Origin of the sequence: Thermobispora bispora DSM 43833, from assembly GCF_000092645.1 — a bacterium.
Classification (GTDB): domain Bacteria; phylum Actinomycetota; class Actinomycetes; order Streptosporangiales; family Streptosporangiaceae; genus Thermobispora; species Thermobispora bispora.
In genome coordinates this window covers 3,215,639-3,231,454 of record NC_014165.1, presented here as the reverse complement: position 1 = coordinate 3,231,454, position 15,816 = coordinate 3,215,639, and the positions used below count along the sequence as shown (strand labels likewise).

General features: G+C 73.2%; 12 protein-coding genes and 1 tRNA gene. 12 read left to right on the top strand and 1 reads right to left on the bottom strand.

The window, feature by feature from the left end; all coding sequences use genetic code 11:
* The first annotated feature begins 87 nt into the window (after positions 1-87).
* The 4 genes from TBIS_RS18860 (at position 88) to TBIS_RS13650 (ending at position 4,607) form a co-directional block, all read left to right on the top strand.
* Positions 88-381 carry a hypothetical protein gene (locus TBIS_RS18860; protein ID WP_050760539.1) on the top strand — a complete coding sequence of 98 codons (294 nt, stop codon included), beginning with the start codon at positions 88-90 and terminating at the stop codon, positions 379-381.
* Positions 378-2,000, top strand: a complete 1,623-nt coding sequence (locus tag TBIS_RS13660; protein ID WP_013132991.1) for a thiamine pyrophosphate-binding protein — start codon at positions 378-380, stop codon at positions 1,998-2,000. The genes TBIS_RS18860 and TBIS_RS13660 overlap by 4 nt, the downstream gene beginning before the upstream one ends.
* Positions 2,001-2,377: 377 nt before the next feature.
* Entirely contained in the window at positions 2,378-3,544 is a 1,167-nt protein-coding gene (locus TBIS_RS13655) for a CynX/NimT family MFS transporter (RefSeq protein WP_013132990.1), read from the top strand.
* 352 nt (positions 3,545-3,896) lie between these two features.
* Positions 3,897-4,607, top strand: coding sequence for a hypothetical protein (locus TBIS_RS13650; RefSeq protein ID WP_013132989.1), 711 nt, complete (start codon positions 3,897-3,899; stop codon positions 4,605-4,607).
* A 302-nt stretch (positions 4,608-4,909) separates the two neighbouring features.
* On the opposite strand, the gene TBIS_RS13645 is transcribed toward TBIS_RS13650, so the two are convergent.
* The gene (locus TBIS_RS13645) at positions 4,910-5,281 is read right to left on the bottom strand and encodes a phage holin family protein (RefSeq protein ID WP_013132988.1); all 372 of its coding nucleotides are present in this window, start codon (positions 5,279-5,281) and stop codon (positions 4,910-4,912) included.
* Positions 5,282-5,416: 135 nt separating this feature from the next.
* On the opposite strand from TBIS_RS13645, the gene TBIS_RS13640 reads away from it, so the two are divergent.
* From TBIS_RS13640 to cydC, 8 genes are all read left to right on the top strand, one after another.
* Positions 5,417-6,418: an NADP-dependent oxidoreductase gene (locus TBIS_RS13640; protein ID WP_013132987.1), complete on the top strand. Its 1,002-nt coding sequence runs from the start codon at positions 5,417-5,419 to the stop codon at positions 6,416-6,418.
* 62 nt (positions 6,419-6,480) lie between these two features.
* Positions 6,481-6,756 carry a hypothetical protein gene (locus TBIS_RS13635; RefSeq protein WP_013132986.1) on the top strand — a complete coding sequence of 92 codons (276 nt, stop codon included), beginning with the start codon at positions 6,481-6,483 and terminating at the stop codon, positions 6,754-6,756.
* A 1,468-nt stretch (positions 6,757-8,224) separates the two neighbouring features.
* On the top strand, positions 8,225-8,797 hold the full coding sequence (locus tag TBIS_RS13630) for a hypothetical protein (protein WP_013132984.1): 573 nt from the start codon (positions 8,225-8,227) through the stop codon (positions 8,795-8,797).
* Between the two features lie 200 nt (positions 8,798-8,997).
* Positions 8,998-9,070 (top strand) — tRNA-Lys (locus TBIS_RS13625).
* Positions 9,071-9,911: 841 nt separating this feature from the next.
* Positions 9,912-11,321, top strand: coding sequence for a cytochrome ubiquinol oxidase subunit I (locus TBIS_RS13620; protein WP_013132983.1), 1,410 nt, complete (start codon positions 9,912-9,914; stop codon positions 11,319-11,321).
* A 14-nt stretch (positions 11,322-11,335) separates the two neighbouring features.
* Entirely contained in the window at positions 11,336-12,352 is a 1,017-nt protein-coding gene (gene cydB / locus TBIS_RS13615) for a cytochrome d ubiquinol oxidase subunit II (protein WP_013132982.1), read from the top strand.
* Positions 12,349-14,007, top strand: a complete 1,659-nt coding sequence (cydD, locus tag TBIS_RS19560) for a thiol reductant ABC exporter subunit CydD (RefSeq protein ID WP_013132981.1) — start codon at positions 12,349-12,351, stop codon at positions 14,005-14,007. The genes cydB and cydD overlap by 4 nt, the downstream gene beginning before the upstream one ends.
* The gene (gene cydC / locus TBIS_RS19555; RefSeq protein WP_013132980.1) at positions 14,004-15,743 is read left to right on the top strand and encodes a thiol reductant ABC exporter subunit CydC; all 1,740 of its coding nucleotides are present in this window, start codon (positions 14,004-14,006) and stop codon (positions 15,741-15,743) included. The genes cydD and cydC overlap by 4 nt, the downstream gene beginning before the upstream one ends.
* The last annotated feature ends 73 nt before the right edge of the window (positions 15,744-15,816 follow it).

The window sequence follows — 15,816 nt, the reverse complement described above, 5'->3', positions numbered from 1 at the left end:
TTCGGTATTGACGCGACGTTTTCCGGCGCGTAGCGTGCAGTCGACGCATCCGCATTCAGAACATTTGTTCGCCTGGCGAACCAAGGAGTGCTCGATGCACCGCTCGCCGTCGCCGCCCGGACCCGCGCCGAGCTCGAGAACCTCATTCTCCGGCAGCGGCCCGGCATGACCACGCTCCCCGTCACCCACGACATCGACGAGGCCGTCCACGTCGGCAAGCGGATGATCGTGCCGTCCTCCTCCCTGACCATGGCGCTCGAAGACCTCAAGATCGACCTGTCCGCGATGCGCGACCGGATCGGCACCCGGTCGCCGCGCGGTTTCGCCGGGCTCCGCGGCCACGGGTGCGCCCGGATCCAGCGGGCCAAGGGGGCGCGGTGAGCACGGGCACGGTCCGGGACGCCGCGTTCGAGGTGCTGCGGCGCACCGGGATGACCACGATCTTCGGCAACCCCGGCTCGACCGAGATCCCCTTGCTCGCCGGCCTGCCGGAGGACCTGCGGTTCGTGCTCGCCCTGCACGAGGGGTCGGTGGTCGGGATGGCGACCGGCTGGGCGCTCGCCGGCCGCGGCCCCGCGCTCACCGTGCTCCACACCACCGCCGGGCTCGGCAACGCGGTCTCCGCGATCGCGACCGCGCGGGTCAACCGCGCCCCGCTGGTGGTCCTCGTCGGGCAGCAGGACCGCCGGCACCTCGCCCTGGAGCCGTTCCTCGCCGGGCGGCTGCACGGGCTCGCCGGGGAGTACCCGGTCTGGACCGACCAGCCGGTGCGCGCCCAGGACGTGCCCGGCGCGATCGCCCGGGCCGCGCACGAGGCCGTCACCGGCCGCGGCCCGGCGATCGTGATCGTGCCGATGGACGACTGGTCGGCGCCGTGGGACGGCACGGTCGAGGCCGCCCCGGCCGCGGTGCTCCGGCCCGCCGCGGTGGCCGACGAGGAGATCGCGCCGCTCGCCGCGCTGCTCGCCCAGGCGGAGGACCCGGTGCTCGTCGCCGGGGCAGGGGCCGACTCGCCCGCGGGATGGGCGGCCCTCACCGAGCTCGCCGAGCGGCTCGGCTGCCCGGTCTGGCAGGAGGCGTTCGGCGCCCGGGCCGGCTTCCCACAGGACCACCCGCAGTTCGCCGGGGTGCTGCCCGCGGACCGCGGCGGGCAGCGCCGCGCGCTCAAAGGCCACGACGTGGTCCTCGCCGTGGGCGCCCCGGTGTTCCGGCACTACCCCTACGATCCCGGGCCGCTCGTCGAGCCCGGCACCCGGATCGCCGTGGTGAGCGATGACCCGGCCGAGGTGCACCGGAGCCCGGCCGAGCTCGCCGTGCTCGCCGACCCGGCCGCGGTCTGCGCCCGGCTCGCCCGGCTCATCCCGGCCGCGCGCCGCCGGCGGGAGGTGGCCGGGCCGGACCGGCGGGCCGTACCGCCGCCCGCCCCCGGTGCGCCGCTCCGCGCCGTGCACGTCCTCCAGGAGCTCGCGCGCCGGCTCCCGCCGGAGACGGTCGTGATCGAGGAGGCGCCCTCCTCCCGTGCCGACCTGCACCGGCTGCTGCCCGCCCGCCGGCCGCTCGGCTTCCTCTCCGCGGCGATGGGCGGGCTCGGGTTCGCCCTTCCCGCGGTGGCGGGCCTGCGCATGGCCCTCCCGGAGCGGCCCGTCGTGGCGGTCGTGGGCGACGGTTCGGCGATCTACGGCATCCAGGCGCTGTGGAGCGCGGCGCACTACCGCATCGGCGCGCTCATCGTCGTGCTCGCCAACGGCCGGTACGCGATCATGGACCGGCTCGCCGAACGGCACGCCGGCGGCCCGGGCGCCGCCCGGGTGCCGTGGCCGGCGTTCCCCGAGGTGAGCCTCTCGGCCATGGCGCGCTCGTTCGGCTGCCCCGCGATCCGGATCGACACCCACGACCGGCTCGTGGCCGTGCTCGACGAGATCGTCCCGGACCTCGCCTCCCGCACCGAGCCGCTCCTGCTCGACATCGGCGTCGCCCCCGACGCCGAGTTCCACCCGTGAACGGCCGGAAGCGCGAAGCGCGATGCCGCTCGATGAGAGGATCCGGGCCGGCTGGGGCCACGGCGGCGGCCCGCGGACCTCCCGGGCCGGGCACGCCCCGGTGATCGAGCCCGCCACGAGCCCGGCCGGGCGGGCATCGCCGGCCCGGAGGACGATCGCCGGCCCTGAGGACGGCGGGGCCGCCGCCTCGTCCGAGGAGCGCGCGGCCGCCTCGGGCACCGGCACCGGCTTCCGGTCGGGGCGCCCGGGCCGACGCCGAGGCCTTCCCCTACACTTAGTGGGTCATCATGCAGGGCGAGATCGCGGAACACCCGTTCTGAGCAGTGGTCACGACGCAGGAGAACCGGCGAGGCCTTCGGCGGGCGATGCGAGGTTTCATGAGCAACCGCGGGCGCATTGTGCTCATCGCCGGGTTCGTGCTCATCGCGTGGAACATGCGGCCCGCGCTCGCCGGGGTCTCGCCGCTGCTCGGCGACATCATGGCGGAGCTGCACCTGAGCCCGGCCGCGGGCGGGGCGATCACCACGGTCATGGTGCTCTGCCTCGGCCTGCTCGGCCCGCTCGCCCCGGCCCTCGCCGGGCGCATCGGGCTCGACCGCACGGTGCTCGTCGCCCTGCTCCTGCTCTGCACCGGGGTCGTGCTCCGCAGCCTCGACGGCCCGCCCGCGCTGTACGGCGGGGCGGTGCTCGCCGGCGCCGCGATCGCGATCATGAACGTGGCCATGCCGGCCGTGTGCAAGCAGCACTTCCCGGACCGGATCGGCACGTTCACCGGGATCTACGTGTCCTGCCTGGTCGCCGGCGCCGCGGCCGCCTCGGCGGTGATGGTCCCGCTCGCCGGGAGGGTCGGCTGGCGGGCCGCGCTCGGCTCGGCCGCCGTCCTCGCCGCGGTGGCCGCCCTGCTCTGGCTGCCGCAGGCCCTCCGGCCGCAGCCCGCGGCCGGCCGGCCCACCGGCCACCGGCCGTACGGGACGCTGCTCCGCAGCCCCACGACCTGGGCGGTGACCGCGTTCATGGGCCTGCAGTCGATGACCTTCTACATCGTGCTCGCCTGGCTGCCCACGATCTTCCACGACGCGGGGCTCCCCGCGGATCAGGGCGGGTACCTGCTCGGGCTGACCAACCTCGCACAGATCGCGGCCACCCTCACCGTGCCCGTCCACGCCGGGCGGGCCCGCTCCCAGGCGCCGCACGTGGCGGCCGCCGCGCTGCTCACCACCGCCGGGTACGCCTGCGTGCTCCTCCTGCCCACCACGCTGCCGTGGCTCTGGATGATCGTGCTCGGGCTCGGCCAGGGAGCCTCGATCGCGCTCGCTCTGCTGATCATCGCGCAGCGGGCGCCCGACCCGGCCTCGGTGACCGCGCTCTCGGCCATCGCCCAGTCGATCGGGTACGTGCTCGCCGCGCTGGGCCCGGTCGCGATCGGCCTGATCCACCAGGTCTCCGGCGGGTGGACCGTGCCGCTGCTCGCCGGGATCGGCGTCTGCCTGCTCCAGCTCGCCGCCGGCGTGCTCGCCGGCCGGCCCCGGCCCGCCACGGCGTAGCCGCCGGCGCATCCGGGGCGGCTGATGTCTCCGGCCCTACCCGGCCCTCAGACACATGCGCCGTACCCGGTCCGCTGCCGCATGATCCAGATCGCCCCGTTGTGGCATGGGGTCGCGTCGATCTCCGGTCGGCGGGCCGGTTCAGGGGCGCGGCCGGGATGCCCATGCGGGCGGGGCTGCGCGGCCGTGCCGTGTTCCGTGCGTCCTTCTGGAGGCCATGCTCGCCCATGCCGAGCCGGGCTTGCCGCGCGTTGGCGCCCGTCTGGCGAACGTTCACCCGATCCGGCCCGACCTGGGATGGATCTCCTCCCGGTTCTCCATTAAGGTAAGCCTTACCTAAGAGGAGGCGACCGTGCTACTGGAAGCGGTGGCGGAGAACCTGCGGAGCCTCGAGGCCGAGTACGGCGACGGCTTCGGGGTCCTCCCGGACCTGGTGACCCACGACTCCCCCGAGTGGATCCGCGCCAGTGACCTGGTGCGCGAGCCGTACGAGGCGTTGCAGGACCTGGTGGCGGAGACCGAGGTCCGGTGGGGCGCGTCCCGGCACGTGGCGGCAGCGCTGCTGTGGAAGGCGTACAGCTTCTGGCACACGCTGCCGATGGTCCTCGGCTGGGCGCGGATCCGGCGGGTGCCGCTGATGCGGCTGGAGGACACGCTGGTGAGACCGTCCCCCGCGGGCGTGACGATCGCGGCGCGGGACGTGACCGTCGCCGTCCTCCCCGACGACTCCTTCGCCGGGGCGCCGGGGACGGTCGTGGTGCCCGATCTCGCCATCGCGATCCGGGGTGCCCTCCTCGAGGGCCAGCAGCCGGTGATCAAGGCGCTCAACGCGATCGCGCGGGTCGGCGAGCGCACGCTCTGGGGGTCGACGGCGGAGGCGATCGTCCGGCCGCTCGTCATGCTCGGCTCCTATGCGGACGCCGATCGGCTGCTCAAGACGATCGGATCCCCGGTGGACGGGCTGATCGTGCCGGAGGGCGACGGCTACCGCCGCCGCACGTGCTGCCTGTGGATCCGGATCCCGGGCACCGATCCCTGCGTGACCTGCTGCGTCCGCCGCTGAGCAGCGCACCGCGCCGCCCTGTTCCGCTACGGGCGGCGCTCCCGCTCCGCGGCGCGCTCGGCGCCCTGCCGGCGCGTGCGTGACGGCCGGCCGGTTCGGCCCGGAGCAGCGGACGGTTGTCACGTTCCGGCCGGAAGCCGCCGGGGAGTATCGCGGGTGCCTCTCGCCGTATCGTGAGCCATTTCCGGGCCGGGGCGTACGGCGACGGGGCGGGCCATGGGGCGGGCCGGGCGCCGGCGGCGGTGCGGCCGCGGGCCGTTCAGGCGGAGGCCGGCGGCGCCGGAGGCCCGGGGGAGGGGTCGTCAGTCGTCGCCGAAGACCAGGCTGAGCAGCCAGCTCACCACGGAGATCACGATCGCGCCCCAGAAGGCCGCCCAGAACCCCTCGACGTGGAAGCCGAGATCGAACAGCCTGGCCAGCCAGCCCGTGAACAGCAGCAAGGCGGCGTTCACCACCAGGGCGAACAGGCCTAACGTGATCACGTAGAACGCGCACCCGATCGTCTTGATGATCGGCTTGAGCACCGCGTTCACGACACCGAAGATCAGCGCGACCGCCAGGAGGGTGAGGACCTCCTCGAGCGGGGTCTCGGCCGTGACCGTGATGCCGCTCACCAGCTGCGTGGCGGCCCACAGCGACGCGGCGACCACCAAGATCTTGATGATGACCTTCACATGAAGGATCCTGGCATGCCGCGGCCGCATGCGCGTGGCCGGCATCGGCCACCGCACGGGCGGGACACCGCCGCCGCGGGCACGACCAGATCGAGGCCCCGAAGGCCACGGGGCCCGAGAGCGATAGGAGCGACCATGAAGACCCGTCAGGTCCTTCTCGCCGCCCGGCCGACCGGCTGGCCCCGGCCGGACGACTTCGCCGTCGCCGAGGCCGAGCTGCCCGAGCCCGCCGACGGCCGGATCCTCGTCCGCAACGTGTTCATGTCGGTCGACCCGTACATGCGGGGCCGGATGAACGCCGGCAAGTCCTACGTCCCGCCGTTCCAGGTCGGTGAGCCGCTCACCGGCGGCGCCATCGGCGAGGTGCTCGAGAGCAAGGCCCCCGGTTTCGCACCGGGCGACCTGGTCCTGCACGACTTCGGCTGGCGGGAGCACGCCGTGCTCGACGCCGCCGCGGCGCGCAAGGTGCCCCGGATACCCGGGGTCTCGCCCTCCGCCTACCTCGGCGTGCTCGGCATGCCGGGCCTCACCGCGTACGTCGGGCTGCTCGACATCGCCGGGATGAAGGAAGGCGACGTGGTCTTCGTCTCGGCCGCCGCCGGCGCGGTGGGCAGCCTGGCCGGGCAGCTCGCCCGGCTCAAGGGCGCCTCCCGGGTCATCGGCAGCGTCGGATCCGACGAGAAGGTCGCCCACGTGACCGGGGAGCTCGGCTTCGACGCCGCGTTCAACTACCGGCGGGGACCCGTGCGCGATCTGCTCAAGGAGGCGGCCCCGGACGGCATCGACGTCTACTTCGACAACGTCGGCGCCGACCACCTGGAGGCCGCCATCGCCGCGCTCCGGCCGTACGGCCGGGTCGCCATGTGCGGCGCCATCGCGGTCTACAACGCGACCGAGCCGCCGCCCGGGCCGCGCAACCTCGTCCAGGCCATCGGCAAGCGGCTCACCCTCCGCGGGTTCATCGTGAGCGACCACTACGACCGCTTCCCCGCGTTCCTCGACGAGGTCGGCCCGCTGGTGCGCGACGGGAAGATCGTTCACCGGGAGACGGTGGCGGAAGGGCTCGACCAGGCGCCCGAGGCGTTCCTCGCGATGCTCCGCGGCGAGAACATCGGCAAGATGATCGTCCGGCTCTGACCGGTCGCCGGCCGCTTGGCGCGGGCCCGCCCGGGGAAGGCCCACCCAGGGGGTGAGGCGGCGTGGACGACGAACGGCTCGAGGACCTCCCCACGCGGGAGCTGCACCATCGCGCGGTACGCCATGCCGTACGCCACGGTGACGTGGGCTTTCTCTGGCGGCTGCTCAAGGCGATCCCCGTGGCGGAGGCGGCCAGCGGGCACGGGGAGGAGGCGGCGAACGACCTCACCCGGGTGGCAGCGCTGATCAGCGACGCTCTGTCGGCGGGGGAGGGGGACGTCGGTGAGGCGCTCCGGCCGATCTACCTGGAGTACCTCTCCCACCACCCGGACGCCTGACCGTGGGTGGGGACTCAGCGGCCGTGGGCGGGCCCGGCCGAGGTCTCGCGCAGGTCAAGGAAGGTCAGGTTCGGTAGGGAGAAAATCCACCTTCGCATGACACACCCATGACATGGCCCCTTGTACTCTGAAGGTGTTCCTCGGGAGAGCGGGGACCACAGGCTTTGTGAAGAAGAACGCGGATGGGGGAACCGCGTTCGAGCGGGGCGCCGCCGGTTGCCTTTGGGGAGGGCAACGCCTGGCGGAACCGCTGTACCGGGGCCGGGTAGTTGGGGGACTGCCCGGCTCCGGCGACTCGAACGGGGCCGGGTAGTTTGGGGGGGCTACCCGGCCCCGATCTTTTCATGCGCCGCTCGTGCCGTCTCTCGCGGGGTGCCGCGCCAACCGGGTGCTCGCTCGGACACGGCACAGATCTCCGCTCGTACGGAATCGCAGCGATCTCGCCGTACGGAATCGCCCGGCGGCAGCACCGATCTCGCCGTTCTCTGGCGTAGTGCGATGCTCGTGCCGTTCTGATGCGTCCTGCCGATGATCTCGCCACGCTGATGCGCTGGGCCCGTCGGGCGGCACGCCCGATGCGATCACGCCGCCGGATGGATTCCCGCGCTCTGCGGGCCGCCCCTGAGTTCGGGGCCTGCCGCTCCGCCCGCGGCCGCACCGCTCCCGCGCCACGGGTGGGGCCAGGCCGGGTATGCGGGAGCCTCCGACCGAGCCTCCCGGTCGGAGGCCGGACGGCCCTCGTCCGGTGGCCGAGGGTCCCCACCGCTGGCCGAGACCGCCGCTGGCCGCGGCTGCCGCGGACCTCCGCCCGGCCGGTGCGAGCGCGCACCCGATGCGCGGTCCGGCGTGCCCGCTCCGGCCGCACCGCCGGCCGGAGCGGGAAGGGGCTCGCCGTAGGCACCGCGGCTCCCGCCGCGCCCAGGACCGGCGCGGGGCGCGCGGCCACGCTCCGCACCGCCGCCGCAGCCCGAGGCGCGGTCTGACGTGCCCTAGCGGCCTGCCGATCCTCCCGGCGTGCGCCTGCGGGTGCCGTGGCTTTGGGGCGGAGCGGCCGTCTCCGGCGCGTGATCATGGTCGATGCGCGCGGGATACCCAGATCATGGCGGCCTTAACCATCCTTTGAGGGTGTTTGGTAGATTTTCTGGCGTTTTCGGGTGTTTTGCTTTGCTCTGTCGTGACCTGTCGGGTAACGTCATCGGCAAGTGAAGGCGGATCATCCTGTAAGGAGATCGCACAGCACCCGAGAAGCGGAAGCCGGACGGCACGGAATCCGTGATCATCACCTGATCGTCACCGTGCCGCCCCGGGGCGTATGGCCACGCGCCAGTGCGCCAGCTCACGGCGGGCCATGGGACCGAACCATTCTCCCGCCCCAGGCCCGCCCCCGCCGGCCGCCACGTACCTCGCACCCACACCCACGTTGCGATCGTGGCCGGCGCTGACCTCGTACCCGACCGCACTCTCTGCGATGACTCTGACCGCTCTGCGCAACAACCGAACCGCACAGACCTTTGGCACCCTCATCGGAGCCCTGCTCGCCGCGACGACGCTCGCGGGGACCGCTTCGGCTTCGGAGAGCGCACCGACCGGCCGGGCGGCCGCGGTGGCACCGGCGGAGAGCACCCAGGACGAACAGATCCTGCTCCGCGGCGTCACCAAGGGCTCGTACTTCTGGGACGACGGATCCGGGCGGCAGGGGGACACCGGCATGCCGGCGATCGGCAAGCCGATGCAGAAGGGTCTGTTCGCCAGCCCGAGCTGGCCGCTCGGTACCGAGGGCTACATCATCTACAAGGGAAAGAAGGCCCGCTTCTTCATCGGCGACCGCGGCCCCGGTATCCCCTCCGAGCGCGGGGTCATGCTCGACATCGACGGGATGACCTTCGCCGAGCTCACCGGGAGCGAGTGGAACCACGACACGCTCACCGTCGCCAGCGGTGAGGGTCACATCGAGGTCGAGTACGTCATCACCAAGTGGGGCGACGGCCCGGGCCACCGGGACCATCCGCTGCCCTTCTCCGCGGGCGCGTGGCGGTGGTGATCAAGGCTTCATCATGTGCGTGGCGGTGGTGATCAGGTCTCTCCTCAGGGCGCGCGGCGCCCAGGTGATCAGGCCGTTCGCCCGGGCACCGGAGGGACGTCCCGCCCTGGTCGTGGCGTCGCCGGCGCGGCACGGCCCATCCCACCGCCCCGCCTGATGTGCGTAGCGCCGCGAGGGCTGCTAATGTTACGCACAGCCGAGCGCCGCTAGCTCAATTGGCAGAGCAGCTGACTCTTAATCAGCGGGTTTGGGGTTCGAGTCCCTGGCGGCGCACGACGGCACGCCCCGGGCCGATCGGCCCGGGGTTTTCTCATGTCCGGGCTCATGTCTCCGCGCCGCCGCCCGGCCGGAACGCCGCCGCCCCGGAGCCCGACAGGCCGGGTGACGGGCGCGGCGGGGCCGGGCCGCGGCGGCGATCGGCCGCACCGCCTCGGCGGCCTGCGCCCTTCGGCCCGGCGGTCGCCGGTGCCCGATGATCCCAGGACGCCGTGGCGGGATCCCCGACGGCGACGTCCTCGGGCCCTTCCCGGCTGCCTCTTCTCCACGCCCCCTGACGGCTCTTCCCGCCCTCGCTTCTTCTCGCGCCCTGATGGTTCTTCTCACCCCCTGACGGCCCGCGGATGATCGCCGCGGCCGCGGGTTCCTCCCGGCCGCTTCCCGCCCGCTACGGCCCTTCGGCGTCCCGGTGGGACGTTCACCGCCGGCCGGGCTCAGCGCCCATCCGGCTCTTCGCTCCGGCTCTCCCGGCGCCCCCTCCGGGGTCCGCCCGGCGCGCGCGGCGCCGTACCGCGGCGACCGTGATCCCCGCTCCGCCTCCCGATGCCGGCCGCGGGCCGGCCGCCACGCGCCGTGTCCGGTGAGGTGCGTCACCCCCGGCCCGCGCCCGGCCGCGTGCCCGGCCGGCGAGAGCCGAGGCGGGACCCGGAGAAAGGCCAGGTCCGGCGGGTGGTCCTCCCGGCCGGGGAGCGCCCGCCGCGGTTCCGCCGAGCCGCCGTCCGACGTGTGATCGATTGCACTGTGTGAGCGACCTAACACCTTTGCGTAACCGTGGGCCGGGAATTCTTTACTACGATTCGTAGTACTACAGCATGTAGTAGTTCGGGAGGGCTGGGTGATGGACCCGCTAGACATAGCCCGGTGGCAGTTCGGCATCACGACCGTCTACCACTTCATCTTCGTTCCCCTGACGATCGCGCTCTCCGCGCTGGTCGCCGGGTTGCAGACGGCCTGGGTGCGCACGGGCAAGACCGTGTACCTGCGCGCCACGAAGTTCTGGGGGAAGCTCTTCCTCATCAACTTCGCGATGGGCGTGGTCACCGGCATCGTGCAGGAGTTCCAGTTCGGCATGAACTGGAGCGAGTACTCGCGGTTCGTCGGTGACATCTTCGGTGCGCCGCTCGCGATCGAAGGGCTGCTCGCGTTCTTCCTCGAGTCGACCTTCCTCGGTTTGTGGATCTTCGGGTGGGACCGGCTCCCCAAGAAGCTCCACCTCGCCACGATCTGGATGGTCGCGCTCGGCACCACGCTCTCGGCCTACTTCATCCTCGCCGCGAACTCCTGGATGCAGCACCCGGTGGGGTACCGCATCAACGAGGCGACCGGGCGGGCCGAGCTCACCGACTTCGGTGCCGTGCTGACCAACTCGACGCTGCTCATCACGTTCCCGCACACGATCACCGCGTGCTTCCTCACCGCGGGCCTGTTCATCGCCGGGATCAGCGTCTGGCACCTCGCCCGGCGCAAGCACACCGACGTGTTCCGGCCGTCGCTGAAGCTCGGGCTCGTCGTCTCGCTCATCGCCGCGGTCGGGGTGATCATCACCGGTGACATCCAGGCCCGGGTCATGACCGAGCAGCAGCCGATGAAGATGGCCGCGGCCGAGGCGCTCTACGAGACCTCGCAGCCGGCGCCGTTCTCGCTGTTCACCATCGGGACGCTCGACGGCAGCGAAGAGGTGTTCAGCATCAAGGTGCCCGGCGTGCTGTCCTTCCTCGCCACCGGCGACTTCAACGGCAAGGTCGAGGGGATCAACAACCTCCAGGCGGCGCACGAGGCGAAGTACGGCCCGGGCGACTACCGGCCGAACATCCCGGTGAGCTACTGGAGCTTCCGGTTCATGGTCGGCATCGGGTTCCTGACCGCGCTCATCGCCGCCGTCGGGCTGTGGGTCACCCGCCGCGGCCGGTTCCCGAACAGCCCGTGGATGTGGCGGATCGGCATGCTCGCCATCCTGCTGCCGTTCCTCGCCAACACCTTCGGCTGGATCTTCACCGAGATGGGCCGGCAGCCCTGGGCGGTGTACGGCGTGCTGACCACCGCGGCGAGCGTGTCGCCGGGTGTCTCCGCCGGTTCGGTGCTGACCTCGCTCATCGCGCTGACCGTGGTCTACGGCGTCCTCATGGTCATCGAGATCGGTCTGCTGGTGCGGTACGCCAAGGCCGGCCCGCCCTCTGAGGCCGAGGTCCTGCCCTCGACCGACGAGGACCACTCCGGCTCCGGGCGATCGCTGACGTTCGCCTACTGAGGAGGGGTGTCACGATGGAGGGCACGACCATCTGGTTCATCCTGATCGCGGTCCTATGGACCAGCTACTTCTTCCTCGAGGGCTTCGACTTCGGGGTCGGCGCCCTGCTGCCGGTGATCGGTAAGAACGACGCCGAGCGCCGGGTGCTCATCAACACCATCGGGCCGGTCTGGGACGGCAACGAGGTGTGGCTGCTCGTCGCGGGCGGCGCCACCTTCGCCGCGTTCCCCGAGTGGTACGCCACCCTGTTCAGCGGGTTCTACCTGCCGCTCCTGCTCATCCTGCTCGCCCTGATCGTGCGCGGCGTCGCGTTCGAGTACCGGAGCAAGCGGGAGGACCGGCGGTGGCGCCGCCGCTGGGACCAGGCGATCTTCTGGGGGAGCGTCGTCCCCGCCTTCCTCTGGGGCGTGGCGTTCGCGAACATCGTCCGCGGCGTGCCGATCGACGCCGACCGGGAGTACGTGGGCACGTTCTTCGATCTGCTCAACCCGTACGCCCTGCTCGGCGGCCTCACCACCCTCGTCCTGTTCATCCTGCACGGCGCGCTCTTCCTCGCGCTCAAGACCACGGACGAGGTGCGGGAGCGGGCCAACCGCATCGCCGGCCGCCTCGTGCTCGCCACCATCGTGGTGGGCGGGCTCTTCCTGGTGATCACCCAGCTCCAGTACGGCAAGCCGATCACCTGGCTCACCGTGGCCGTGGCCGCGGCCGGGCTGGTGCTGGCGGCGATCGCGAACGCCCGCGGCCGGGAGGGCTGGGCCTTCGCCGGCACGGGCCTGACGATCGTGTGCGCGGTCGCGACGCTGTTCATCGCGCTCTTCCCGAACGTGATGCCGTCGACGATCGACGCCGCGTACAGCCTCACCACCACCAACGCCGCGTCGACCCCGTACACGCTGCAGATCATGACGGTGGTGGCGATCATCTTCACGCCGCTGGTGCTCCTGTACCAGGGCTGGACCTACTGGGTGTTCCGTAAGCGGATCAGCGTCGCGCAGATCCCCGACAAGATCGCTGAGACGGCACGGTGAAACCGCTCGATCCCCGGCTGCTGCGGTACGCGAGGACCACCCGGACGTACCTCGCCCTGTCGGTGCTGCTCGGAACCGCGGCAGCCGGGCTGATCATCGCCCAGGCGACACTGCTCGCCGAAACGATCACCAAGGCGTTCCTCGGCGGGGCCGGGCTCGCCGAGCTGCGCACCCCCATGCTGCTCCTGCTCGCGGTGGTCGCGGGCCGCACCCTCGTGGTGTGGCTGCAGGAGGTCGCCGCGCACCGGTCCTCGGCCGCGGTGAAGTCGCAGCTCCGCCGGCGGCTGCTCGAGCACGCGATGCGGCTCGGCCCGCGCTGGCTGTCGGGGGAGCGCAGCGGCGAGCTCGCCACCCTCGCCACCCGGGGGATCGACGCGCTCGACGCGTACTTCTCCCGGTACCTGCCGCAGCTCGTGCTCGCGGTGACGGTCCCCGCGGCCGTGGGCCTGCGCATCCTGCTCGGCGACTGGCTCTCCGCCCTCACCATCGCCCTCACCCTGCCGCTCATCCCGATCTTCGCGATCCTGGTCGGCCTCGCCACCGAGAAGGTGACCAAGCGGCAGTGGCGGACGCTCTCCGTGCTCGCCGGTCACTTCCTCGACGTGGTCGCCGGGCTGCCCACCCTGAAGGTGTTCGGCCGGGCGAAGGCGCAGGCGCGCACGATCCGCGAGGTCACCGACCACTATCGCAAGGCGACCATGTCCACCCTGCGGATCGCCTTCCTCTCCGCGCTCGTCCTGGAGCTGCTCTCCACGATCTCGGTGGCCCTGGTCGCCGTCTCCATCGGCCTCCGCCTGGTCGGCGGGGAGATGGACCTGCAGACCGCGCTGCTCGTGCTCATCCTCGCCCCGGAGGCGTACCTCCCGCTGCGCCAGGTCGGCGTGCACTTCCACGCGAGCACGGAGGGCCTCGCCGCGGCCGAGCGGGTCTTCGAGGTGCTCGAGACCCCGGCGCCGCCCTCCGGCACCCGCACCGACGTGCCGGATCTCGCCCGGGCGACGATCCGCCTGGAGGGGGTGATGGTGGCGTACGAGGGCCGGGAGGCCCCCGCGCTCGACCGGTTCTCGCTCACCATCCACCCCGGGGAGACCGTCGCGCTCACCGGGCCGAGCGGGGCGGGGAAGTCCACGATCCTCGCCGTGCTCCTCGGGTTCGTCCGGCCCGACGCCGGCCGGGTCCTAGTCGACTGGCAGGACCTCGCCGAGTTCGACCTCGACGCCTGGCGGTCGCACATCGCCTGGGTGCCGCAGCGGCCGTACCTGTTCACCGGGACGGTCGCCGACAACATCCGCCTGGGCCGGCCGGACGCCACCGATGAGGAGGTACGGCTCGCCGCCCGGGCCGCCTGCGCCGAGGAGTTCATCGACGCGCTGCCCCAGGGGTTCGACACGCCCCTCGGCGAGGGCGGGGCCGGCCTGTCCGCGGGGCAGCGGCAGCGGATCGCCCTCGCCCGGGCGTTCCTGCGGGACGCCCCGCTGCTGCTGCTCGACGAACCGACGTCCAACCTCGACCTGGAGAGCGAGACCGCCGTGGTCGAGGCGGTGCGCCGCCTCGCGGCCGGGCGCACCGTGGTGCTCGTCGCACACCGGCCCGCCCTCACCGCGCTCGCCGACCGCGTGGCCCGGGTGGAGCCGGCGGGGGTGGTGACCAGATGAGACCGATCATCCGCCTGATCACGATCGCCCTCCCGGCCCGCGGCAGGCTCGGGCTCGCCCTCATCCTGGGCGTGCTCGCGCTCGCCAGCGGCACCGGGCTGATGGCCACCTCCGCGTGGCTCATCTCCCGAGCCGCCCAGCACCCGCCGGTGCTGACGCTCATGGTCGCGATCGTGGCCGTGCGCGCGTTCGGCATCGGCCGCGGCGTGTTCCGCTACCTGGAGCGCCTGGTCAGCCACGACGCGACGCTGCGCATCCTCGCCGACCTGCGGACCAAGATCTACGAGCGGCTGGAGCGGCTCGCCCCGGCCGGGCTGCCGCTGCGCCGGGGCGACCTGCTCGGCCGCCTCGTCGCCGACGTCGACGCGGTCCAGGACCTCTACCTCCGCGCGCTGCTGCCGTACGCGGTCGCCGTGGTCGTCGGTGGCGCCTCGGTGGGGCTCTCCTGGCTCCTGCTGCCCGAGGCCGGTGCGGCGCTCCTCGCCGGGTTGCTCCTCGCCGGCGCTGTTTCGCCCTGGCTCTCCGCCTTGGTCGCCGCCCGGGTGGAGCGCCGCACCACCGACCTGCGCGGCGAGCTCACCGCCCACGTGGTCGACACCTTCACCGGCGCGGCCGAGCTCATCGCCTGCGGCGCGGCCCCGGCCCGGCTCGCCGAGGCGGCCCGGATCGACCGGGAGCTCACCCGGGCCCTGGGCCGGTCGGCCGCCATGGCCGGCGCGGGTGCGGCGGTCTCCGCGCTCGCCGGCGGGCTCGCGGTCTGGTTCGCCCTCGCCGCCGGGGTGCCGGCCGTCCGCTCCGGCCGGCTCGACGGGGTGCTGCTCGCGGTGATCACCCTGCTCCCGCTCGCCGCCTTCGAGGCGGTGGCCGGGCTGCCGGTCGCCGCGCAGTACCTGGGGCGGGTCCGCAGGTCGGCCACCCGGGTGTTCGCCGTGCTCGACCGGCCCGAGCCGGTGCGCGAGCCCGCCGACCCGGCGCCGCTGCCCGCCCCGCCGTACGAGATCCGGGTCGAGGACCTGCGCGCCCGGTGGACGCCCGGCGGGCCGTACGCCCTCGACGGGGTGAGCCTGGAGCTCACCCCGGGGCGGCGGGTGGCCGTGGTCGGCCCGAGCGGGTCGGGCAAGACCACGCTCACCGCCGTGCTCCTCCGGTTCCTCGAGCCGGCCGGGGGCCGGGTCACGCTCAACGGGGTGGATCTGCGCGAGCTCGCCGGCGAGGACGTGCGGCGCGTGGTGGGCCTGTGCGCCCAGGACGCGCACCTGTTCGCCACCACGATCGGGGAGAACATCCGGCTCGCCCGCCGGGACGCCACCGACGAGGAGGTGCGGGAGGCGCTGCGCCGGGCCCGCCTGCTCGACTGGGTCGAGTCGCTGCCCGACGGGCTCGACACCTATGTCGGCGAGCACGGCGCCCAGGTCTCCGGCGGGCAGCGGCAGCGCATCGCGCTCGCCCGGGCGCTGCTCGCCGGCTTCCCGGTGCTGCTCCTCGACGAGCCGGCCGAGCACCTCGACATCGCCACCGCCGACGAGCTCACCGCCGACCTGCTCGCCGCCACGGAGGGCCGCACCACCCTGCTCGTCACCCACCGGCTCGCCGGGCTTGAGCAGGTCGACGAGATCATCGTGCTCGACCACGGCCGGGTCGCCGACCGGGGCACCCACGACGAGCTGGTCGCCCGGCCCGGGATCTACCGGACGCTGTGGCTGCGCGAGCGCGAGCACGACGAGATCCTCTGCTGAAGCTCCTGCCGACCCCGCGGGCCGCTCGGTCCCCCTGGCCCGCGGGGGTGCAGGGAGCCGGGGCCGGCCGGTG